We start from the raw sequence: 22,289 nt of genomic DNA on the forward strand, positions 1-22,289 counted from the left end.
GGTACCGTAACTTCGGGAGAAGGTACGCCGGTTTTGGTGATGGGACTTGCTCCCTAAGCTGAGGCCGGTCGAAGTGACCAGGTGGCTGCGACTGTTTATTAAAAACATAGCACTCTGCAAACACGTAAGTGGACGTATAGGGTGTGACGCCTGCCCGGTGCCGGAAGGTTAATTGATGGGGTTAGCTTCGGCGAAGCTCTTGATCGAAGCCCCGGTAAACGGCGGCCGTAACTATAACGGTCCTAAGGTAGCGAAATTCCTTGTCGGGTAAGTTCCGACCTGCACGAATGGCGTAACGATGGCCACGCTGTCTCCACCAGAGACTCAGTGAAATTGAAATCGCTGTTAAGATGCAGTGTACCCGCGGCTAGACGGAAAGACCCCGTGAACCTTTACTACAGCTTTGCACTGAACTTTGAGCCTACTTGTGTAGGATAGGTGGGAGGCTTTGAAGCAGTGACGCTAGTCATTGTGGAGCCATCCTTGAAATACCACCCTGGTATGTTTGAGGTTCTAACTCTGGTCCGTTATCCGGATCGAGGACAGTGTATGGTGGGTAGTTTGACTGGGGCGGTCTCCTCCCAAAGAGTAACGGAGGAGTACGAAGGTGCACTCAGCATGGTCGGAAATCATGCAATGAGCATAATGGTATAAGTGCGCTTGACTGCGAGTCAGACATGACGAGCAGGTACGAAAGTAGGTCATAGTGATCCGGTGGTTCTGTATGGAAGGGCCATCGCTCAACGGATAAAAGGTACTCCGGGGATAACAGGCTGATACCGCCCAAGAGTTCACATCGACGGCGGTGTTTGGCACCTCGATGTCGGCTCATCACATCCTGGGGCTGAAGCCGGTCCCAAGGGTATGGCTGTTCGCCATTTAAAGTGGTACGCGAGCTGGGTTTAGAACGTCGTGAGACAGTTCGGTCCCTATCTGCCGTGGGCGTTGGAAATTTGAGAAGAGTTGCTCCTAGTACGAGAGGACCGGAGTGAACGAACCTCTGGTGTTCGGGTTGTCACGCCAGTGGCATTGCCCGGTAGCTATGTTCGGACGGGATAACCGCTGAAAGCATCTAAGCGGGAAGCCTCCTTCAAGATTAGATTTCCCTGACTCCTTGAGAGTCCTAAAGGGCCGTGGAAGACTACCACGTTGATAGGCTGGGTGTGGAAGCGTTGTGAGGCGTTGAGCTAACCAGTACTAATTGCCCGTGCGGCTTGACCATACAACAGAGATGGTTACTAACGATTACTGATCAGATGATCGATCAGTGGATTGTGCGCGAGACGAGACATACAGATCTTGCGGTGTATTACTACAGAATGTTTTACCGACTTATTTGGGTTGATTGTTAGCTGCGAAAGCAGTGGCAAACGAACAATCAAGCGGCAGCGCCGAGCACAGAGCTCATAAGACCAAGCCAACCCAAGCCAGTTTGCCTGACGACCATAGAACTGTGGAACCACCTGATCCCTTGCCGAACTCAGAAGTGAAACGCAGTATCGCCGATGGTAGTGTGGTGTTTCGCCATGTGAGAGTAGGTCATCGTCAGGCTTCTAAATAAAAGAAAGGGCCACCCATTTGGGTGGCCCTTTTTTTATTTAGGATACGATGAATTACTGCCACTACCACGCAGCGCCAAAGCGCTGCCATGTGACCGGCCATGCTCCGCAGGAGCAAAGCCGGGGGCGCCGGAGGCGTCGCACCGCTCGCCACCCAGTGTAGGTCCACAGACTTCCAGCCACCCGCACCACCAGACCGAACACAAAAAAAAGCCCCGATCGCTAACGCGACCAGGGCCTTTTTTTATATCCACACACCCCTAGAAAACCAAACCCGCCCAAAAAAACACCGTCGCTTTTTTAAACGTTTTCCGCAACCCAACAACCACGCCACTCACACCCCATATCCCGTACTTACCCACAGCTCTATCCAGTTATTCTGTGAGTAACGCCTTTTACTGTTAGCTACAGGCGGCGCATATCGAGTACTGGCATGTTCTGCCGCACTGTCCCCAACTTATCCCCATCGAGCTTTGCAGTAATCACAGCTTCGCCCTCGCCAGCTTCCGCCAGCACGTCTCCCCAGGGATCAATAATCACAGAGTGTCCCCAGGTCCTGCGTTTCTCCGAGTGCTGTCCGCCCTGGTTTGCCGCAATGACGTAACAGCCGTTTTCAATTGCGCGCGCCTGTAGCAGGGTTTTCCAGTGTGCCTCGCCTGTAGTGTGGGTAAATGCGGCGGGTACCAGCAAAACCTCCGCACCCCGGGTAGCCAGTACTCTGAAAAGCTCGGGAAAGCGCAGATCGAAGCAGATACTCAGGCCGAGCTTTGTCCACGGGGTATCGACAACACTGGTATGGGTGCCAGGCTCGATAGAGTTCGATTCGCGATAGCGTCCCGCCGCGTCGGCGACGTCCACGTCGAATAAATGTATCTTGTCGTAGCGGGCGCAAAGCTGTCCGCGGTCGTCGTAGACCAGGCAGGCTGAGCGGTTGCGTTTCCCCTCAACCGGAGAGCCATCAGGGCGCTCAAGCAGTGGTATGGCACCGGCAACCAACCAGATACCCAGCTCCTTTGCCCAGCGACTGAGAGCAGCCTGAATTGGTTGCTGCGTTTCATCGGCGACGCCGTCCTCAGCGAAGTGTTCGGCTGCTGCGTAGCTGCCGCGATCCGAGAGATGTGCAAAATTTTCCGGGAGTAACACCAGCTCTGCACCGGCCTCCGCCGCTGTTCTCAACAGCGCATGGGCCCTGTTGAGATTGTTGGCGACGCTATCTCCGCTCACCATTTGAACCGCGCCTACGTGCACATCCTTCACGGAAATCTCCTTGAATTCTATTGCAATGAAACTTTCACAAGATTGCTTTCAGCCAGCAACGATCTGACAAATAGCACACGCTCACTATTTTTACTCAGGTCGAAGTTTAGTCGGAATCGGTTCTTGGCCAGTGGTACTTGCTGATCGATGCCGGTGGTCAGATTGATGCGCCGCATAACGGCCATATTCCCTTCGTGCGCCGTGAAGTACATCCAGTCGTCGCGGATCTGCCAGCGATTTGGCGAGGCTGAAGGTAACTCGGCCATGAGAAATGGATCGCGCTCGGGTCGAATAAACCAAACCTTGTTACTGCCATCAATACGTAAAAAGCGGTTGTCGGGGAGCGGGATATCAGCGAGGTAGCCTTGCATTTTGAAAGCCGAGGTTCCGGATAGCAGGTCGTGCTGATATAGCTTCACTGTCCCCTTTTCCATTTTCGAAAACTGCAGGCCACTGCCATCCGCTAACCAGAACGGGAACCCGACCAGCTCCGCACCACTGGTGATAAATTCGACGGATGGATCCCGCAGGTTCATCACGAAAACCCGATCACCGGCAACGCCGGCGATGTGACTACCAGTAGTATTCAGAGTAAGCGCTGTAACACGCGTGCCTGCCGGGAATTCAAAAATCTCGACGGGTTTTCCGTGATGGCCTGTGTACTTGAGGAGAAGTCCAGATCCGCGCTTTTCGAGAAAATAGAGCCCTCGCTGATCAGGGCTGAACAATGGAAAATCTTCCGCTCCGGGTAGGTCCAAGTTATGTGCTGCCATCAGCGAGCGTTCCATGAACGGGTTCGGCTGCTCCAGCAGATCAAGGAAGTTACCGTTATGTTTGCGCATGTACAGGCAGTGTGCATGGCACTGGTGGAAAACATCATTGATACCGTCGGCTAACGGATCGCCTAGGGAAAGGGTATTGGAGTTGAGATCAAAAAACTGAATCGCACCCTGGAAATTACTGAGCGTTATCTGGTCGCGGGTTTCTGACCACACCAGCCGATCGGCGGGCGCGAGCAGAACCCTGGTATGCAGCAGGCTTCCGGTTGTTTTGTCGAACACGAGAAGCTCCTGCTTGCCCGACTCCACCACCCGAAGTACCGCCAGCATGGAGCCATCGCTGGACTCCCGCGCAAAAATGTCGCCGGCTCCCTGTACATTGGGCGCAGTAACAGTGGTCACTTGCCGGGTATCCAAATTGATTTTGCTAATACCTGCGGGCACCCCCGGGCGAGGGCCGTCTTTGAGATAAACCGCGCGCTCACCTTGAGACCAGGACACGAGGTAGCGCCGTGTCGTCTGGTCGGCTAACAGCAGTTGCTCCGCGACGATCCCCTGCTGTGGGTCGAACTTGGCGAGATAGTGGGTCAGCTCGCTATTAACGCTGCGGGAATAGACGATTTCCTGCCCATCCGGAGACCACAGTGCGCTGGCGTAATCCGCGGATTCCCAGGTTAAGCGCTGTACCTGCGCGGTGTTCAGGTTTTTCACATACAGCTGTAAAAAGTCATCTTTATTAGATCGGTGAGAGAAGATCAGCCGGTTACTTGCAGGATTGTAGTCCGGGCTTACCTCCGAGCCGGTCATCCGCGTGAGAAGCTCTATCTCCGCAGGGCGCTGCTCGTGAACAGACGATGACCAGAGCGCAGCGATAAGCGCGGCACCGGCGCTGACGCCCGCAATTGGGATGAGAAGTCTATTTCGCTGCCGGGTGGTGCCTGTGTGCCCCTGACCATCGTCGGGGTAATACGGGGTGACCGGCGCGATCAATGAATAGCCTTTCAATGGCTCTGTGCGAATATAGTTTGAATTACGGGCATCGTCCCCGAACGCATCGCGCAATTTTCGGACCATCGCACGCAGTGCGTCATCTCCGACCACCCGATCTGGCCAGATATGTTTACCGATCCGTTCCCTGGTGATTGTTTCCCCGGGGCTTTCAATAAATAGCTTCAGCAGCGCGTTAACCTGGGGTTCAAGCCGCTTTACGTGGTCCCCTTGTAGCAGACGTCCGCGATCATCGTCGTATAAATATTCCCCTACCTGATGGCTGCCCTTCACAATACTCAAAGCTCCAAATACTTTGTAAATCAATCGGTTACGGCTTGTGAACAAGTGTGGCCGAATTCCCGGCGTGTCAGCCACATACATTCACAAAGCTTCCTTTGTCATCACGTGTCAACCTTCGATATTGATTCCTCATTAAAACACAGCCGATGTATCCGGTGCCGTCCGGATCGCGCTGGATTGATGGATACTGAGGAAAAACGTATGCAAAACATAACCAACCTGGCGATGGTTCTCGTGTCGCTTTTTGCTTTTCACCTTGGGGCAGCGGAGGCGTCGAGTACCACTGACAGAACCTATCCCGAGCTCGCCGGGGAAATTGATCAAATTCTAAAGCGCACTCGCACACCGGGCGCTGCGGTTGCCGTGTTTGAGCCAGACGGTTCCGTGTGGCGCTATACGACCGGGTTCAAGAATATTGAGCACCGGCAAAAAGTGGATCGACATACGGTATTCCGGGTCGGCTCCGTGTCAAAGATACTGGTGGGGCTCGCTGTAATGAAACTGGTTGCAGAGAAACAGCTGACCCTCGACGACCGCATCGCCGATCTGGCTCCGGAGGTGGAATTTGAAAATCCTTGGGAAGACCAGTATCCAATACGGTTGATACATCTGTTGAACCACACAACCGGCTGGGATGCACCGCACCCGCCTGAGCTTGTCAGCCAGAACAAGGAACCACTTACTATTGCCCAAACACTGGCACTGCACCCGCATTCGCGAAAATCGCGCTGGGTGCCGGGGAGCAGGTCTGCTTACAACAACACAGGGCCATTGGTAGCCGCGTATATCGTCGAGAAAATCACCGGCGAGCGCTATGAAGACTATATCCAAAGCCGGTTCTTCCAGCCCCTGGCCATGGACGACAGTGGATTCTATTTCGATGATCATTTTCGCTCCAACGCAGCAACCCTGTACCGCGGCAGTCAGGCCTTGCCCTACTGGCACTTGCCAAATCGTGCCGCCGGCGGCATGCACAGTAGTCTCGACGATATGGTCAGGCTTTTGCGTTTTATGCAGCATCCGGAGGAGACAGTAGACGGTACGGTGCTGAAAGCTGACAGTGTACGCTTGATGGAACGCCCCGTTGGCTCACGCGCAGCCGCCGCCGGGATCGAAATAGGGTGGGGAGCCGGACTAACCTCGTTTCACCATAAAGGGCAGATCTACTACGGCCACGAGGGGGCTCTACCCGGAGTACGAGCGCTGGTAGCTTACATGCCGCAGGGGAAACAGGGACATGTGGTTCTCACGAATGGTGAAAGCCCCGCAGCAAATCAGATCCACAAATTGCTGGCCGACTACGAAGCAACAAAACAGGCCAGTGAGAAAGCAAATCCTCCACGATCAATGGGGCATCCGAATGCCAGCTTAAGCGGTTTCTATCAGTTGGTGAGTCCGAATGCTGAGCAGTGGCGCATTGCCCACAAACTGATCCCGTGGAAGATTGCCGTTGCAGATGGCGGTATCACGGTCGCACCTTTGGTCGGTGGGAAGCCTCGAAAACTATCCGCGACGGCGAGCGGACAGTATCTACAGGAGGGTAGCGGTCGTGTTGCCTTGGTCGCGACTGAAGATCCCCTGCTGGGTAGTGTTCTCCATTACGGACCGATGACGTTAAAGAAAACGGGTATCCTTAGCGCGTTGCTTCCGCTGCTGTTGGTCGCGAGCTGGCTGGTAACCACCATACTCGGACTGCTTTTTCTTATGGTCTGGCTGCCGAGAAAGCTCTTCGGTCGCAACATGGCCGTCGCTGATGTTCGCTTGCGTAGCTGGTCGATAATACCCGTGTTCGGAGTCTTGACTGCATTTGTAGGTACAGTGATGGTTTCCCGTGGCCCTGAACCGTTCGCGCTGGCGGCGACCATGACACTGCCGTCACTAATGGTGTTTATTGGCCCTATCGTATTTGTACTCGCCTCGTTGTGGGCACTGCGGGTTGGTTACTTGCATCGCAAACAAACGACAGGGGGATTCTGGCGAAACCACGCGATAGTGTTGATGGGATTAAATGCAGTTCTAGCCTGCTTCCTGACAGGATACGGCGTCGTCGGCCTGCGTTTATGGGCCTGAGCATCGCGTAATCTGCGGTGCCTCAAATCGGCGGCACCGCATGGCATATCTCGCGATCCGTGCTTTCGTTTATTTTTTACCGGTGCCCACCTGGTAAACAAACTTCAGCCAGTAGTAATCGCCTTCGGGCGTGTTTTTGGTATCCATCTGTGGCAACCAGCGAAACTCGACCACGATATTGTCCTTGCCCATGGGCAGCATGTAACCGATTGCCGGACCAATACCGCCGCTTTTCTGACGGAAGGGACCCACAAACCGGTTCTGATTTTGGTCATCGCTGATTTGATTACCGTAGAAGCCGTTGACACCCAGGGTGAGGAAGCCGCTGCCCGCCTTAATCATCTGTTGCAGGCTCACATCAAAATGCAGCAGCCGGCCACTGCGATAATCGGTATCGGGATTTTGCTGGTTGATGGTCAATCCGGCGAACATCGTGGCGTTAAAACCCGATTCCATATTGGTGTAGGCGATTCCGAAGGTGGGATCTGCCGCCCAGTAATTGAGGCCGGGATTGGCAAGTCGTCCCTCCTCATAGTCGCCGGTGGGCGCATGGATAGGGAGAAAGGCGTTGTACTGCCAGTTACCATCCACCCAGGCCAGCATTGCCGGAATCAGGGTGGTGTCACCCAGACCGGATTCGGATGAGGTGCGACGGATAGAGCGTACGGGGCCTTCTACACGACCGGTAACCTCCACATCAATCCAGGACAGGTAGGCGCCCACGGTGTACTTGGCGCCCAGTACCGGCGTGTCGAAAGTATACAGTGCGCCGGGAACCACACTGTTGATGCGCACGTCGATACCCGCAGTAATCACGTCTGCAATCGGCACGCGTATATCGGTACTGATATCGCCGCTGTAATTGAGATACATAGGTTCAAACACCCAGCCCGTTTGAACCGGCGCGCGGTCAATCAAGGTTGCCGCTGTTCCGGGCACGTAATAGCCGATACCGCCTTCGGTCGCACGGGCAGGGTTTGCCCACAATCCCATAAGGCCCGTGCAAAACGCTGCCAGCAGCAAGCACGTTGAAATTCGGTTGGATAAAAGGTTTACGAGCACGACAGTTACTCCCTGACTCCGGGTCCGTTACTTCCTGTATATCGTTTGCAAGTGTAGTTGCTATCGCGATTTCTACTTGGGCTACTGCCCTTGGCGGCGCACCCTACTATAGGCCGGAAGTGTGTCAGCGCAGGGGCGTAGTTATGGATCTCAAGCTCGAAGGCAAACTGGCGTTTGTCAGTGGCTCTACCAAGGGTATAGGAAGGTCTATTGCGGAAAGCCTGATAAGTGAGGGTGCCAGAGTCATCATCAATGGCCGCTCGGACACCAACCTGGTAGCTGCCGAGCTGACTGCACTTGGCGATGTGATCGCGATCGATGGGGATCTGTCCGATGCACAGGATACGGCGCGAATCTGCGCAGAGATAGAATCCCACGGTCAGCTGGACGTGCTGGTCAACAATATGGGGATATTCAACCCCCGTCCCTTCGCCGAGATCACCGATGAAGAGTGGCGTCAGTTCCTCGACATCAATGTCCTTAGCACCGTGCGACTGTGCAGACACTTTTTCCCCAAGATGCTCGAGCAGGACTTCGGGCGCATCATCAATATTGCCAGCGAAGCCGGTATGCGCGGACTGGAGAGCATGGTGCATTACTCGGTGACAAAAGGCGCACAGATAGTTCTGGGGCGAGGTCTCGCCAATCTCACCAAGGGTAGTGGTCGCGATGTTACTGTGAATTCGGTGCTGCCGGGGCCAACCATGACCGAAGGAGTGAGTAGCTGGCTCAAAGAGAGCGCCCAGGTACAGGGAAAGTCGGAGGAGGAATTCGTCCGCGATTTCTTCCGCGAAACAGAGCCCGATTCCCTGTTGCAGCGCTTTATCAAGCCCGAGGAAATTGCGGCCGTGGTGGCATTTCTCGCTTCACCCTGCAGTGCCGCAATCAACGGTGCGAGCATCAAGGCCGAAGGTGGCCTGATCAAGAGTATCGTTTGATAGCTGTGCGCCGGGAAAAACTAGTGTCAGAGCAGTCTGCAGAATAATTATCTGCCGGCCACACCGTTGAACCGTAACACCCGGCATTTCATCGAGTAAGCGGACGCTGCGGATTCCAGCTCCGATGGGGCATGGTAGAGTTGTGCGCAAAGACCAACGACCACCGTTTAGCCTCTGGAGAGTCTTCCCATGTCCGGTATTTCACTGGCGCATCCTGCGCGGCTGCTTTCATTGCTTGCCCTGCTCGCCGCACTGGTTACGCAAAACACCCTGGCTGCTACCGCCGCCGAACAGCTTCAGCAAGTAATTGACGATCACTGGCAGTACAGTCTGCGGGAAGATCCCATCACCGCCGGTCGAATGGGCGAGAAGGGTTATAACGATCGCCTGCCGGGGGTATCGGAAGAAGACCGCGCCCGTCGTCTGCAGGCCGAGCAACAACTCGTGGCCCGTCTCGCCGAGATCGACAGCGCTGCACTGAACGACTCCGAGCGGGTCAACAGGGACTTGCTTACCTGGGTGCTGAAAAATTCCATCGAGGCTAATGAACAGTATCTCGATCGCATCCCGGTCAATACCTTCTACAGCTTCTGGAGTGCGGCGCTGGATGCCAGTAGCGGACTGAATATGCCAAAGCCGTCGGATTACGAGGACTACATCCAGCGTATCCAGGATTTCGGCCGCTACTTCGATGAAAACATCGCAAATATGCGAGCCGGGATTGAGGACGGGTTTGTACTTCCGAAAGTCGTCGTCGAAGGGATTGCCCCCACGGTGCGCGCCCAGGTCTATGACGACCCGAAGAAAAGCAGCCTGTACGAGCCGTTTGAAAACCTCCCGGACAATTTCTCTGCTGCGGAAAAAAATCGTCTGCAGAAGGCGGGCGCCCAGGCCATTAAAGAGTACGCGATCCCCGCATTTGATCGCGTGGCGACCTTCCTTGAAGGTGACTATATGAATGCGGCGAGTGAATCCCTGGCTGCGGAAGATCTGGCCGGCGGCAAGGATTATTACCGCCACGCGATCCGCACCTACGTCACCCTGGATATGGATCCCGCGGAGATTCACAAGATCGGGCTGGCCGAAGTAAAACGTATCCGTGCGGAAATGAACGCGCTGATCAAGGAGTCCGGGTTTGATGGCAGCTTCGAGGAATTCACCGAGTTCCTGCGCACCGATCCCCAGTTCTACGCCAAGACCCCGAAGGATCTCCTCAAAGAAGCCTCCTACATCGCCAAACGCATCGACTATCGCCTGCCGGAGTTCTTCGGCAAGCTGCCGCGCTTGCCCTACGGGGTGGTGCCGGTGCCGGATGAAATCGCGCCCAACTACACCACCGCCTCTTATAACCCGGCGGCCATTGGCGGCACCCGCGGCGGCGCCTACTGGGTGAATACCTACGCACTGGATCAGCGCCCGCTGTATGAACTGGTCGCACTGACCCTGCACGAGGCCGTTCCCGGCCACCACCTGCAGGGCGCGCTGTCGCTGGAACTGGAGAATGTCCCAATGTTCCGCAAGAACCTGTATCTCAGCGCATTCGGTGAGGGCTGGGCCCTGTATACCGAGCGCCTCGGGGTGGAAATGGGGGTATACGAAAATGCCTATCAGCAGTTCGGCCGCCTGAGCTATGAAATGTGGCGCGCCGCGCGCCTGGTCATCGATACCGGCATCCACTCCCAGGGCTGGAGCCGTCAACAGGCACTGGATTTCCTGGCCGATAATACCTCGCTGTCCAAGGCGAATGTGCGCGCAGAGGTCGACCGTTATATCTCCTGGCCGGGGCAGGCGCTGTCTTACAAAATGGGGGAGATCAAAATTCGCGAGCTGCGTGCGAAAGCGGAAAAAACACTGGGTGATCAGTTTGATCTGCGCGCCTTCCACGATGCGGTGCTGGCCAACGGTGCCCTGCCGATGGAAATGCTGGAAGCGCAAATGGATCGATTTATCGCAGAAAACAAAATCTGATAATTTGCGGCCCCGGTAAATTTAACCGGGGCCGGTCGCCCGTACCTCTGCCCGAACCCCTGCCCGAACCCTTGAAAGTCCCTGTGGACCAACCTTCCATAAATCGAACGATTTATCCAAATTAATTCGATTTAATCGCACCGACTCTCTTCTTATAGTGATGCCATCCAACCCTAGAGAGGACGGCAAGATGCTATATCTACGGCGTGCCGATGAGCGCGGCAAAGCAAATTTCGGCTGGCTCGATTCCCGCCACAGCTTTTCCTTTGGGAACTACTACGACCCGAAACACATGGGAATTTCTGTCCTACGGGTCATAAATGACGATACGGTCGCACCGGCTGCGGGGTTCGGCACCCACGGTCACCGGGATATGGAAATCATTTCCTATGTGCTGGAGGGCGCAATAGAGCACAAGGACAGCATGGGTAACAGCTTTGTGGTACCCGCCGGTGAGGTACAGCGCATGACCGCGGGTACCGGTGTTACCCACTCCGAGTTCAATCACTCGCAGACCGAAGCACTGAAATTCCTGCAGATCTGGATTATTCCCAACCAGCGGGACCTGGCGCCGGGATATGAACAGAAAGCGATAGCGCAAAACGGACCGCTGACGCCACTGGTAACCCCAAACGGCGAAGACGGATCCCTCACTGTGCACCAGAATGCCGGTATCTACCGCCTGCAGCTGAAGGACGGAGAAACCCTGAGCCTGAACCCGCAGAGAGGCATCGGCTACCTGCACCTGATCGAGGGCGGTGTTGCGGTAAACGATGGCCAGCTCACTGCCGGTGATGGCCTGGGCGTAATGGAGGAATCTCTGGAGCTGACCGCTGCAGAAAGTGGCGTCACGGCGCTCTGGTTCGACCTGCCGCGAGCGCCGGAAAATGCTGGATAGTGCATGGAGCTGATCAGTAACGGCCCCCTGTTCTGGGGCCTCGCAATACTGGGTGTGGTGCTCACCGGCATATCCAAATCTGGCTTTGCCGGCGGCGCCGGTGTGGTTGCGGTGCCGTTGCTGGCGCTGGTACTGCCGGTGGAAGCCGCGGTGGCCTTAATGCTGCCGATTCTGCTGATTATGGATGTGCGCACCATTGCCTATTACTGGCGGCACCGGGATGCCCTGGAGCTGAAAAAACTGCTGCCCGCGGCAGTGCTCGGCATCGCCCTCGGCGGCTGGCTGCTGGCCTGGGTTTCTCCGTTTGCGCTGACCCTGTCGCTGGGGCTGTTGAGCCTCCTATTCGCGTTCTGGCAAAAGCTGGCCCCCCTGGCGGCACGGCTTCCCGGCAGCGCCTGGCTGTGGGGCACCACATCCGGTGTGACCAGCACGCTGATACACGCCGGCGGGCCGCCGCTCAACATGTACCTGATCGGGCGCAGGTTGCCGAAACTGTCGTGGCTGGCAACGGCGGGGGTGGTGTTCGGAGTGATGAACCTGATCAAGCTGGTGCCCTACACCCTGGCGGGTTTGTGGAACCGGGAGCTGCTATTAACCGCACTGGTGCTGTCGCCCGTGGCCTATTTGGGGGTCTACCTCGGCTATCGTCTGCAGCATTATCTCAATGAGCGAACCTTCCTGGTGGTCTGCCGCTGGCTGTTGGCGCTGTCCGGCATGGCGCTACTGGTCAAAGCATTTGGGGCCTGATTAGGCCCCCCCAACTCCCACTATCGCTGACTGGCTTGGCGGCTGAAATGGCGGCCGTGCTTGCGGCTTTCGTTTTCATGTAATATTTTGAGTTACATGAAAAGAGACAGCAGACTTTCCGGAGTGCTTCACGTGCTCCTGCATATGGCCGAGATCGACGGCCCGGTTACCTCTGATGCCCTGGCGGGCATGATGCAGACCAACCCGGTGGTCATTCGCCGCATTCTGGCGGGACTGCGCAAGCAGGGGCTGGTGCACTCGGAGAAGGGCCACGGAGGCGGCTGGCGGCTGGCGAAGAATCTCGAAACCGTCACCCTGTACGATATCCATATTGCGTTGGGTTCGCCGGGCGTACTGGCGTTGGGTCATCGCACCGAGGCGCCCGGCTGCCTGGTGGAACAGGCGGTAAACAATGCCATGGGCGAAGCCTTTGATGCGGCCGAAGCACTGCTGTTGTCCCGATTCCGCGAAATCACCCTGGCGTCCCTGAGCCGGGATTTCCACCAGCGCATGCAGCACTGCGGCAATCCCGGGCACTGATGGCGATTGCCAGAAGCTCCCACGACCTGAGCTTTTCACAAGCCCGCAATTAAGGAACTGCACCTATGAAGGATTTTGATGTAGCGATTGTTGGCGGCAGCTATGCCGGAATGAGCGCAGCCCTGCAGCTTGCCCGTGGTCGTCGCCAGATTCTGGTGCTGGACAGTGGTCAGCGGCGCAATCGTTTTGCCTCCCACGCACACGGTGTCCTGGGGCAAGACGGCCGCCCGCCCGCTGATATCGCGGCAGATGGCCGTACCCAACTGCTTCAGTACCGCAACGTCACCTGGATTGAGGCCGCTGTGGAATCGGCGGAACAAAATGGAGAGAAGTTCCGGGTGAGCACCCGCCAGGGGGACAGCTACAGCGCAGCGCGTCTGATCCTCGCCACCGGCGTGCGCGATGGACTGCCCGATATCCCGGGGCTGGAAGAGCGCTGGGGCAGCGCGGTATTTCACTGTCCCTACTGTCATGGCTACGAGTTGGAGCAGGCGGCGCTCGGCGTATTGGCGGTGGGAGAGATTTCCATGCACCACGCGCTGATGTTGCCGGACTGGGGGCCCACCACATTTTTTATCAATGAAAGTTTCGTGCCGAGCGCCGAGCAACTGCGCCAGCTGGCCCAGCGAAACGTCACCGTCGAACGCACGCCGGTTTCACACATCGCCGGCGAACGGGCTGCGGTGCACCTGCAGGACGGTCGCGTCGTCGATCTCGCCGGGTTGTTTGTCGCCACGCAGCTGCAACATCCGGTGCCACTGGCGCAACAGCTTGGCTGTGCGTTTGAGGAAACACCGATGGGCGCGGTCATCCAGACCGATGCGATGCAGGCGACATCGGTGGCGAATGTGTTTGCCTGTGGTGATGCGGCGCGCGCCGCGGGCAATGTGACTTTTGCAATGGCCGATGGCGCCATGGCCGGTGCGGCTGCGCACCGTTCACTGATGTTTGAGGGACTGATGTAACCGGTTTCTTGGTTAACAAGGCTGGCGTAACAGGCTGGGTGGAAGCAAATTCTGCCCGGCATTTTTTGCGCGCGGAATTTACTGCGGCTGTGTATGCAGTGCCCGCCCCAGCAAAAGAAAATAATCGCGAAAGGCCGCGTTGACTCGAGCCCGGTGCGCGCCGCTCGGGTAGAGACCAAGCTTTGCTTCTTCCGTGGCTTTGGTGCCCGCCACCAGAAAATTGTTGGAAATACTCGCGTCCTGCACAAACGCTTCGAAGGCGCGCGCACACATTTCCGCGGGGTCGGCGTAATAGATACAGCCATTGGCCTTGTCCGCCGCTTTGGAGGCGCGGAACATATCGCTGGGGTTTTCTCCGCTTTCGTCCAGCATGATCGCGCGGAAGCAGGCGAACAGGCGGTCGTTGATGGGGTGGGGTACCGGGGTGGCGTCGCGCAACCAGGCCTCGGACGCGAACATGTTGCCAGACACATCACTGAAGGCCTTGTCGGCGAGGTAGTGGTCCAGTGCGTGAAACCACTCGTGGGCGATGGCACCGGGCCCGGCGTTCTTGGCCAGGGCAAAGGTGCGTGTTCCGGGTTCGTAATGGGCGGAGATCCCGGGGCGGCCGCCGGTGCCGTACTGGAAAGCGAGGGTGCCGCGCAGGGAAACCAGTAACTCCGGCCCCTGCAGTATCGTCATCAGGTCTACCAGCGCATCGTAAAACAGGCCCGCCGCGCGCGCTTTTTCTGCCTCGGTGACCCAGCGTCCGATGGCAATGGAGCGGAAATCAAAGCGCTTGCGCACGTCATTGAAGGTGACGTCCTGCTGTGAGCGCTGTTGCGGGCTGCGGCGGTAGAACATTCTGTTTAATACCATGGCGTTTGCGATTCAGGTATTCCAGAACTGATCGAGGGCGGTGGAAAGCATGTCGCCGTTGTCACAGGTCTGTGGTTGCCAGTGCTGTGGATACAGCGCGTGATAAAACGGATCGGCAAAGCGAGCGTCTGCCAGGATCACCACGCCCCGGTCGGTCTCGGTACGGATTACCCGTCCGGCAGTTTGCAACACGCGGGTCAGGCCCGGATAACGGTAGGCAATATCGAAACCGTTCTCGCCCCGCTGCTCGCTGGCAGCGCGCAGCAATTCCTGTTCCTCGTTTACCTGCGGTAGGCCCACGCCCACCACGATGGTACCCACCAGCTGTTCGCCCACGTAATCCACGCCCTCGCCGAAAACCCCGCCCATGATCGCAAATCCCAGGCTGCGCCGGCCACCCTGGAAGTGATCCAGAAAAGCACGGCGCTGCTGATCGGAACTGCCGGATGTCTGCTGGACCAGCGGGATTTCCGGGAACTTCGCGGCAAAACGCTGCGCCACCTGCTGTAAAAAACGGTACGAGGGAAAGAACACCAGATAATTGCCCGGCCGACCGTGATAAGTCCGCGCGATCAAATCCACCAGCGCGTCACTGGCCTGATCGCGGGCGCGGTAGCGGGTGTCCACAAACGGGCACAGAAACAGCCCCAGTTGCTCTGCTGCAAAGGGAGAGGGCAGGGCGAGGTACGGGGAATCATCCTGCAGCCCCAGTTGCCGATAAACATAGCCCGGCGGACGCAGGGTGGCAGAGAAGGCAATGACGCTGTGGAACTGTGCATAAGCCTGGCGCAGGTAATCGGCGGCATTCAGGCACAGCAGCTCGATTTCCTGTTCCCGCCAGCGGCTACCGCTGTTGGCCGGGTTTCGCGTGCGGGTTATACAGCGGTGTTGTTCCACAGCCAGCTGTTCCACGGTCTGGTACCGGAACAGGGCCTTGAGCCAGTCGGCAATGCCTTCCGGTGGTGACTGTGACTGTTCCCACAACTGGCTGACTACCAGCATTACCTTGTGGATCGCTGTATTCACCGCCCGGGGCGGGCCGTCTGCGAGAGCGGTGATCCACAGCTCGGTATTTTCTCCGTTGCGCGTTTGCGCGGACTTCTGTTCCGATTCCCGCAGCTGCTCCACCCACTGGTCCAGTGCGCGCACCACTGACTGTATGGCGCGCCGCAGACCGGGATGCGAACCCTTACAGCCAGCTGCTGCGCGACGGCTATCACCGCGGGTGAGCTTCGCGCTGAACATGGCGCGCGCCCGGTCGCTGAGATTGTGCGCCTCGTCGATCAGCAGCGCGCGCTGCATGCGTGTGTCCCGCAGGTTTTGCATCTGCACCAGTGGATCAAATACGTAGTTGAAGTCGCAGACCACCAGATCTGCCCACGGCAGCATCTGCAGTGACAGCTCGAACGGACAAAGCTGCAGGCGGTCCGCCTCTTCGGCAATGACCTCCGGTGTCAGCAACGGGTGCCCGAGGAGGTTCCGACGCGCTTCCGGCAACCGGTCAAAGAAGCCGCGGGTGCGCGGGCAGATACCCGCCTCGTCGCGGCTGCACAGGCCCAGGCTACAGGCACAGGTTTTGTCCCGTGCCTGCAGTTCCAGTACCGACAGTGTCAGTCCGTCGGCTTGTAGGCGTGCGGCGGTTTCCCGCACCACCTGTCGGCCGGAATTCTTTGCGGTGAGATATACCAGCTGGTCGAGGGTCGTTTCCCCCACGGCCTTTATCGCCGGGAACAGGGTGCTGATGGTTTTGCCGATTCCGGTGGGCGCCTCCACCACCAGTTCGCCACCATCGCGCAGACAGCGGTAGGTCGCCACCGCCAGGGAACGCTGGCCTGCCCGGTACGCGGCAAACGGAAACTCCAGCGCGCGGGCGGAGGCGCGCACCGCCAGGCGATGGGCCTGCCAGCGCCGCTGCCATTGCAGATACTCGGCGAGCGCGGTTCTGGCAAAGCTTTCCAGCTCGCACCAGCGGAATTCCCTGGATTCGGGGTAGGTTTTTTTTTCCTTCAGGTTGTGCCACAGCATCTGCAGCGCCACCGGGGTGTCCGCGGAGAACTGTTGCTGCAGCCCGTAACAGAAGCCGTAGATCTTCAATTGTGCCCAGTGCAGCTCGCGGACAGACTCCGCCAGTTTTTGTGGTGGTACGTACGTCGTCTTTATCTCGTCCAGCTGTACCGCGCGGTGCAGATCCGGCTGCGGGTGCAGGATATCCACGCGACCGCTGAGCACGACGGTGCAGCCATCCTGTTCCAGCGTCTCCTGCAGACGGTATTCCGCTTCGCTGCCCTTGGGGCGTTTTTTCTGTAGTCGTTGATGGGCGCGGATCCCCTCCAGGGCGGTGGGGCCGGTAGCGCTTTCTCCAACCAGATCGCCGCTGCGACAGGCAAAGGCCACCAGCTCTCCCACGGACAGTTGCAGCGCGGGGTTGCTCACGGCTGTTTCCACGCTCATGGCTGTCTCCACGCTCATGGCTGCGTTATCCCGCTCATGGCTGTCCACTCCACGTGCAGTACCCGGTGGGGGATCTGGTGTCTGGCGAAATAGGCCAGCCAGCGCTGCTGGTTTTGCTGCAGGCGATCGCCGGGGCCCTTCACTTCCACCAGTTCATAGCTGCCCTCCGCCGGGAACCGGATCAGGTCGGGTAGCCCGTTGCGATGGTGGGCGATATCACCCAGCAGACGGCGGAACAGGGCCAGCCAGTGCTGTGCGGGGATACGTTTCAGGGCCAGTGTCAGCAGCGGTTCCGGTAAGGCTTCCCAGGCGACCAGGGGGTTGGCGATACCCTGTTTCTCGTCGAAGTGTCGCCACACCCATGTGCTCAGGTTTCCCGTCTCCAGTTCTGCCAGTCGCCGTTCGAACGCAGCGCGGCGCTGGGAATAAAAATCGGCGGTGCGGAAATCGCTTGGCGCCACCTGAAAAGGATTGAAGAAAGCGCCGGGTATCGGCGCAAACAGGATGTCCCAGGTGGCGAGGCCGAGCACACCGTTAAACAGGGTGTTTTCCACGTAGAAGCAATGATCGTTCGAGGCGCCCGGCGCGAGGTACTCTGCCGCGAGCATTTCGACCCGCTGCCCGGTGGGGTTAAGGGCAACGGTTTCCACAGGCGGTTTGTGTCGGGGGGGCGCCGGCCAGTCCTGACTACAACCGGCTTTCTTTGCCGTGCGGTATCCGAAATTCTGCGCGAACTCGCTCTCCGCTTCATTGTGCGGGCTGGCGAGAATCTCCGCGCACAGCGCCAGGCCCAGCTCGGTGTCACCGCGGCTCACTGCGATCCGGGCCCTGCGTTCCCGCGCCGGCGGACGGCTGCACTGACGGTACAGCGCGTCGGCCTCGCTTAAGGCATCGAGTCGCTCCAGCTGCCGCGCCAGGGTCAGGCGCAACCGGTCGAGACGCCGATGCAGGGTACTGTCGCCGTCGATACCGGCGGGGAGTCGCGCCGCCAGCGCATTAATGGCGTCAGCATCCGCGGCCAGCGCGAACTCGGCCTCGGCCACACAGTCGTAATAACGCAGGTGCTGCTCGATCTGCTCGCGATTCCGGAACGGCAGTTGTTCCCGTTCCAGCGGGTAACTTTCATAGCGGTAAAGTCCCAGGTCCCGCAGCACATAGTCGGTCAGATCCTGGTTCAGGTTGCCGAAAAACAGCAGCTTGAAGGTCTCGAAGTGCTCTGCCGCCTGTACTGCCAGCAGTGGTTCGTTTTCCACCAGGGCACGCTGTATGGGCGAAGCCTCCTGCGCGAGCAGCGCCTGTTCCACGGCCGGGCGTTTCAGGGATTTGGGCAGGGGTTCTGGACTGCTGGCCAGCAGTTCGTTCTTGCTGAACAGTGGCAGGATTTCTTCCAGTGCCAGAGACGGGTTGTGCTGCAGCAGGCCGCTCGCCACCAGTTGTTCCACCGCGGCGCTCAGATCGCTGATTTCTGCGTAGTTCAGTTTGTATTGCCGGAACAGCGCGCCGGCACTGGAGGGCACCCCCTTGCGCGACAGCAGTCGCACATACAGGCGCTGGCTGTCGGTCGCCAGGGAACGAAACTGACCGAAGAAGCGCCTTTCGCTGGCCGACAACAGGTTTTCATAGCGCGCCACCACAAAGTCCACCAGTGCGCGGAAGTTGCTGAGGTAGTAATCCGGAGCCAGTTCGACGGGATCGGCCATGGGGAATTCAAGTATCTGGGGGTGAGCTCATGCGGTGGGCAGCGTCGCTGCCCAATGCTGTATGGTTATACAGGAACGTAGAAGTGCAAACAAACCTGAGCGCGACTGCAGGGCCATTGAAAGTGGCAAAAGCTGATTGGTGCTGCAAAACTCTTTTTAACGCCAATAACAATAACGTATAGAGGGACCTATATGACTCGCCATTCCCAACTTTCCAATCTTCTCCTTGCTGCGCTGGTTACCGCACTGGTGGGCTGCTCTTCCTCCGATGAGCCGCAGGATGAAGATACTGCAGAGCAGTCGAAGACGTATGTGATTCAGGAGATTCAGGTCGACTCAGGGGAGAGCGCTGATATCCTGCCCATGGCGCGCATGCGTCGCCCCCAGCTGGAAATACAGCCAGCATCGGCGTTGGCACTAGCGCCGCCACAAGTGGTACCCATTACGCCGGAAGGTTCTGGCGAGAAATATCAGGATCTGGAACCCCGCCAGGTAAAACTGGTGCGTGAGGATCCGGTCTCGACCTTTGCCCTGGATGTGGACACCGGCGGTTATAGCAATGTGCGCCGCTTCCTCAACAACGGACAGTTGCCACCCAAGGATGCGGTGCGTCTCGAGGAGCTGGTCAATTACTTCAACTACGACTTCGCGGGCGCGGATAGTAAACCGACACCCGCCAGCGATGATGACTTCGCCGTGCACTTCGATCTCTCCCGTGCGCCCTGGGACGCAGAGCGCACGCTGTTTTCCATCGGCGTGAAGGCGCGCGAGTTACCGATGGACGAGGTGCCGCCGGTCAATCTGGTCTTCCTGATCGACACTTCCGGTTCCATGTCCCAGGCGAACAAGCTGCCGCTACTGCAACAGGCCTACCGTCTACTGGCCAAGCAGCTGCGCGCCGAGGACTCGGTGAGTATCGTCACCTATGCCGGCAGCGCCGGGCTGGTGCTGGAGCCGACCTCCGGCGATCAGAAAACCAAAATCCTGCAGGCCATCGACCGGCTCCAGGCCGGTGGCTCGACCAACGGTGCCGGCGGTATAGAGCTGGCCTATGCGGTTGCGCAACAGGCGTTCAAGAAGAACGGGGTCAACCGCATCCTGTTGGCCACCGATGGCGACTTCAATGTGGGCATCAGCGATGTGGAAACCCTCAAACAGCGTATCGAGCGCGGGCGTAAAAGCGGTGTGCAGTTCAGCGCACTGGGCTTCGGCATGGGCAATTACCGCGAGGAAATGGTCGAGCAGCTGACCAATGTGGGTGACGGCAGCTACGCGTATATCGATACCATTTTCGAAGCTAACCGCGTGCTGGTGGAGCAGCTCGCGGGCACCCTGTTCACCGTCGCCAAAGATGCCAAGGTACAGGTGGAGTTCAATCCCGCGCGGGTTTCGGAATATCGTCTGCTCGGTTATGAAAACCGTCGTCTCAATCGCGAGGACTTCAACAATGATTCGAAGGATTCGGGCGATATCGGCGCTGGTCACTCGGTAGTGGCGCTGTATGAACTGACGCTGGTGGGCGATACCCCGCGGGTGGATCCACTGCGCTACGCAAACGACAGCGAATCCAATACGGCCCAGGTCAAGCGTGACGAACTGGCGACGGTAAAAGTGCGCTACAAGAAACCGGGCGAAGAAGACAGCACCCTCAAACAGTGGCACCTGGCACCGCAGATAAAGCCGATTCAGGAAGCCCAGCAGGACCTGCAGTTTGCCACCGCCGTTGCCGGTTTCGGTCTGCTGCTGCGCAGTGAACCCCTGCGCGAGTTCGACTACGAGGATGTGGCGGCGCTGGCGCAGCTTGCTCGCGGTAAAGACACCAGTGGCGATCGCGCCGAGTTCGTACGCCTGGTGAAAACCGCCGGCGCCCTGGCCAGTGCCCAGGCCATGCCGGTCACCAACCAGCCGGAGTGATACAGGCTGGCTCTGCCGATGGGCTACCGGTAGGCTGCGTCTCTCTATTGCCGAAATAAGGGATGCAGTCGATGTCCGAGGCCCGAAAAGTCTGGCGCACGCAAAAGGCGGGCGCCATCAGTAACCTGAAGCTGGTCGACGAATCGGTCGGGCCGCTGTCCGGCGAGCACATCCGTATCGCGGTAAAATCCGTGGGCTTGAACTTCGCCGATATCTTCGCGCTCACCGGACTCTACTCCGCGACCCCGCAGGGTAGCTTCATCCCCGGGCTGGAGTTTGCCGGGGTGGTCACCGCCCTGGGTGACAGTACACAAACGGATTTGCAGGTGGGTGATCGGGTCTACGGCTGCACCCGCTTCGGCGGCTACGCCACGGTGGTGGATGTACCGCCGCAACACTGTCGAAAAATCCCCGAACACTGGAGTTTCGCCGAGGGCGCGGCCTTTCCCGCGCAGAGCCTGACGGCGTACTACGCCCTCGCCACCCTCGCCGCGATAAAGCCCGGGCAGGTGGTGCTGATTCAGAGTGCCGCCGGCGGCGTCGGGTTGCAGGCCATGCGTATGGCCGCGCAGATGGGCGCAATCCCTATCGGCACCGTGAGCTCGGATAGCAAGCGCGCGTTTCTCGCCGGGCAGGGATTTGCCGAGGTCATCGTACGCGGTGATGACTTTGCCGAACAATTACACACCCAACTAAATGGGCGGCCGTTACAGGCCGTGCTCGATGGCATCGGTGGGAAAATCCAGAAACAGTCTTTCGCCGCACTTGCGCCTACCGGTCGCCTAATAGTATTCGGCGCTGCCGAATTTACCCCCGGCAACAAACCCAACTGGCTGAAAGCGGCCTGGTTATACCTGAAGCGTCCGCGCTACGACGTGATGGATATGATCAGCAGCAACAAATCCGTACTGGCATTCAACCTGATCTGGCTGTGGCAGGAACAGGCACTATTTGAAGAACTGTTGGACGGGTGTGCGGCGCTCGACCTGCCGGCCCCGTTTGTTGGTCGCGAATTTCCGTTCGCGCAGGCGCATGAGGCGCTGGCGCTGCTGCGCAGTGGCACATCGGTAGGCAAAGTCGTCCTCAATGTGACCTGAACAGAACCCTTGCAGAATTTGCTGTGCGGCCGGTCGTCCGCACTATGGTGCAATTTCGTCCGCTATGAAACGCCGGGCGGGGTTACTTGGCTGCGCCAAGATATCCAGTAGATATTCACAGGTCTGTCCCGAGAAACTGTGGGCAAAGCAATGTGGATAACTTTTTGCCAGACAATCTGCGCGCCCGAGTGCCGAA

General features: G+C 58.1%; 15 protein-coding genes and 2 rRNA genes (1 of these 17 cut by a window edge). 11 read left to right on the forward strand and 6 right to left on the reverse strand.

Annotated elements, in window-relative coordinates:
- Window positions 1-1,222: ribosomal RNA gene (locus tag ACONT6_RS17800) — 23S ribosomal RNA — on the forward strand (it extends 1,661 nt beyond the left edge of the window).
- 213 nt (window positions 1,223-1,435) lie between these two features.
- Window positions 1,436-1,551 (forward strand): 5S ribosomal RNA (rrf, locus tag ACONT6_RS17805).
- A gap of 413 nt (window positions 1,552-1,964) precedes the next feature.
- Here the strand turns inward: rrf and ACONT6_RS17810 are convergent.
- Together ACONT6_RS17810 and ACONT6_RS17815 are read right to left on the reverse strand one after the other, a co-directional pair.
- Entirely contained in the window at window positions 1,965-2,816 is an 852-nt protein-coding gene (locus ACONT6_RS17810; RefSeq protein WP_428819720.1) for a carbon-nitrogen hydrolase family protein, read from the reverse strand.
- Between the two features lie 17 nt (window positions 2,817-2,833).
- Entirely contained in the window at window positions 2,834-4,966 is a 2,133-nt protein-coding gene (locus ACONT6_RS17815; protein WP_428819721.1) for a winged helix-turn-helix domain-containing protein, read from the reverse strand.
- Between the two features lie 120 nt (window positions 4,967-5,086).
- Here ACONT6_RS17815 and ACONT6_RS17820 point away from each other — a divergent pair, with 120 nt between their 5' ends.
- On the forward strand, window positions 5,087-6,955 hold the full coding sequence (locus ACONT6_RS17820) for a serine hydrolase domain-containing protein (protein ID WP_428819722.1): 1,869 nt from the start codon (window positions 5,087-5,089) through the stop codon (window positions 6,953-6,955).
- A gap of 69 nt (window positions 6,956-7,024) precedes the next feature.
- Here ACONT6_RS17820 and ACONT6_RS17825 read toward each other — a convergent pair whose 3' ends face one another.
- Complete coding sequence (locus ACONT6_RS17825; RefSeq protein ID WP_428819723.1) at window positions 7,025-7,948, reverse strand: SphA family protein; 924 nt, start codon at window positions 7,946-7,948, stop codon at window positions 7,025-7,027.
- Window positions 7,949-8,160: 212 nt separating this feature from the next.
- Between ACONT6_RS17825 and ACONT6_RS17830 the strand changes: the two genes are divergently transcribed.
- From ACONT6_RS17830 to ACONT6_RS17855, 6 genes are all read left to right on the forward strand, one after another.
- The gene (locus ACONT6_RS17830; protein ID WP_428819724.1) at window positions 8,161-8,955 is read left to right on the forward strand and encodes an SDR family NAD(P)-dependent oxidoreductase; all 795 of its coding nucleotides are present in this window, start codon (window positions 8,161-8,163) and stop codon (window positions 8,953-8,955) included.
- A gap of 189 nt (window positions 8,956-9,144) precedes the next feature.
- Window positions 9,145-10,923 carry a DUF885 domain-containing protein gene (locus ACONT6_RS17835; protein WP_428819725.1) on the forward strand — a complete coding sequence of 593 codons (1,779 nt, stop codon included), beginning with the start codon at window positions 9,145-9,147 and terminating at the stop codon, window positions 10,921-10,923.
- A 190-nt stretch (window positions 10,924-11,113) separates the two neighbouring features.
- The gene (locus tag ACONT6_RS17840; RefSeq protein ID WP_428819726.1) at window positions 11,114-11,821 is read left to right on the forward strand and encodes a pirin family protein; all 708 of its coding nucleotides are present in this window, start codon (window positions 11,114-11,116) and stop codon (window positions 11,819-11,821) included.
- 3 nt (window positions 11,822-11,824) lie between these two features.
- Window positions 11,825-12,568, forward strand: a complete 744-nt coding sequence (locus ACONT6_RS17845; protein WP_428819727.1) for a sulfite exporter TauE/SafE family protein — start codon at window positions 11,825-11,827, stop codon at window positions 12,566-12,568.
- Between the two features lie 96 nt (window positions 12,569-12,664).
- On the forward strand, window positions 12,665-13,108 hold the full coding sequence (locus ACONT6_RS17850; RefSeq protein ID WP_428819728.1) for an Rrf2 family transcriptional regulator: 444 nt from the start codon (window positions 12,665-12,667) through the stop codon (window positions 13,106-13,108).
- Window positions 13,109-13,173: 65 nt separating this feature from the next.
- Entirely contained in the window at window positions 13,174-14,073 is a 900-nt protein-coding gene (locus tag ACONT6_RS17855) for an NAD(P)/FAD-dependent oxidoreductase (RefSeq protein ID WP_428819729.1), read from the forward strand.
- A 78-nt stretch (window positions 14,074-14,151) separates the two neighbouring features.
- Here the strand turns inward: ACONT6_RS17855 and ACONT6_RS17860 are convergent, their stop codons facing one another.
- From ACONT6_RS17860 to ACONT6_RS17870, 3 genes are read right to left on the reverse strand one after another with little or no spacing between them, the layout of a single operon-like run.
- Window positions 14,152-14,931 carry a CLCA_X family protein gene (locus tag ACONT6_RS17860; protein ID WP_428819730.1) on the reverse strand — a complete coding sequence of 260 codons (780 nt, stop codon included), beginning with the start codon at window positions 14,929-14,931 and terminating at the stop codon, window positions 14,152-14,154.
- Between the two features lie 12 nt (window positions 14,932-14,943).
- Entirely contained in the window at window positions 14,944-17,382 is a 2,439-nt protein-coding gene (locus tag ACONT6_RS17865; RefSeq protein WP_428819731.1) for an ATP-dependent DNA helicase, read from the reverse strand.
- Between the two features lie 14 nt (window positions 17,383-17,396).
- Complete coding sequence (locus tag ACONT6_RS17870; protein ID WP_428819732.1) at window positions 17,397-19,082, reverse strand: VRR-NUC domain-containing protein; 1,686 nt, start codon at window positions 19,080-19,082, stop codon at window positions 17,397-17,399.
- A gap of 192 nt (window positions 19,083-19,274) precedes the next feature.
- Between ACONT6_RS17870 and ACONT6_RS17875 the strand changes: the two genes are divergently transcribed.
- The gene (locus ACONT6_RS17875; RefSeq protein ID WP_428819733.1) at window positions 19,275-20,996 is read left to right on the forward strand and encodes a vWA domain-containing protein; all 1,722 of its coding nucleotides are present in this window, start codon (window positions 19,275-19,277) and stop codon (window positions 20,994-20,996) included.
- A 71-nt stretch (window positions 20,997-21,067) separates the two neighbouring features.
- A complete protein-coding gene (locus ACONT6_RS17880; protein ID WP_428819734.1) occupies window positions 21,068-22,093 on the forward strand; it encodes a zinc-binding dehydrogenase in 1,026 nt (341 codons plus the stop codon).
- Window positions 22,094-22,289 lie beyond the last annotated feature (196 nt).

Source organism: Microbulbifer sp. MCCC 1A16149 (genome assembly GCF_050368945.1).
Taxonomy (GTDB): Bacteria; Pseudomonadota; Gammaproteobacteria; order Pseudomonadales; family Cellvibrionaceae; genus Microbulbifer.

What these genes read in the sequence shown, in the direction of transcription:
- ACONT6_RS17870 (WP_428819732.1), bottom strand. Translation starts at nt 19,082, where the DNA reads ATGGCCGATCCCGTCGAACTGGCTCCGGATTACTACCTCAGCAACTTC.
- ACONT6_RS17845 (WP_428819727.1), top strand. Translation starts at nt 11,825, where the DNA reads ATGGAGCTGATCAGTAACGGCCCCCTGTTCTGGGGCCTCGCAATACTG.
- ACONT6_RS17825 (WP_428819723.1), bottom strand. Translation starts at nt 7,948, where the DNA reads ATGGGATTGTGGGCAAACCCTGCCCGTGCGACCGAAGGCGGTATCGGC.
- ACONT6_RS17830 (WP_428819724.1), top strand. Translation starts at nt 8,161, where the DNA reads ATGGATCTCAAGCTCGAAGGCAAACTGGCGTTTGTCAGTGGCTCTACC.
- ACONT6_RS17815 (WP_428819721.1), bottom strand. Translation starts at nt 4,966, where the DNA reads ATGTATGTGGCTGACACGCCGGGAATTCGGCCACACTTGTTCACAAGC.
- ACONT6_RS17835 (WP_428819725.1), top strand. Translation starts at nt 9,145, where the DNA reads ATGTCCGGTATTTCACTGGCGCATCCTGCGCGGCTGCTTTCATTGCTT.
- ACONT6_RS17850 (WP_428819728.1), top strand. Translation starts at nt 12,665, where the DNA reads ATGAAAAGAGACAGCAGACTTTCCGGAGTGCTTCACGTGCTCCTGCAT.
- ACONT6_RS17875 (WP_428819733.1), top strand. Translation starts at nt 19,275, where the DNA reads ATGACTCGCCATTCCCAACTTTCCAATCTTCTCCTTGCTGCGCTGGTT.
- ACONT6_RS17860 (WP_428819730.1), bottom strand. Translation starts at nt 14,931, where the DNA reads ATGGTATTAAACAGAATGTTCTACCGCCGCAGCCCGCAACAGCGCTCA.
- ACONT6_RS17880 (WP_428819734.1), top strand. Translation starts at nt 21,068, where the DNA reads ATGTCCGAGGCCCGAAAAGTCTGGCGCACGCAAAAGGCGGGCGCCATC.
- ACONT6_RS17855 (WP_428819729.1), top strand. Translation starts at nt 13,174, where the DNA reads ATGAAGGATTTTGATGTAGCGATTGTTGGCGGCAGCTATGCCGGAATG.
- ACONT6_RS17820 (WP_428819722.1), top strand. Translation starts at nt 5,087, where the DNA reads ATGCAAAACATAACCAACCTGGCGATGGTTCTCGTGTCGCTTTTTGCT.
- ACONT6_RS17865 (WP_428819731.1), bottom strand. Translation starts at nt 17,382, where the DNA reads ATGAGCGTGGAAACAGCCGTGAGCAACCCCGCGCTGCAACTGTCCGTG.
- ACONT6_RS17840 (WP_428819726.1), top strand. Translation starts at nt 11,114, where the DNA reads ATGCTATATCTACGGCGTGCCGATGAGCGCGGCAAAGCAAATTTCGGC.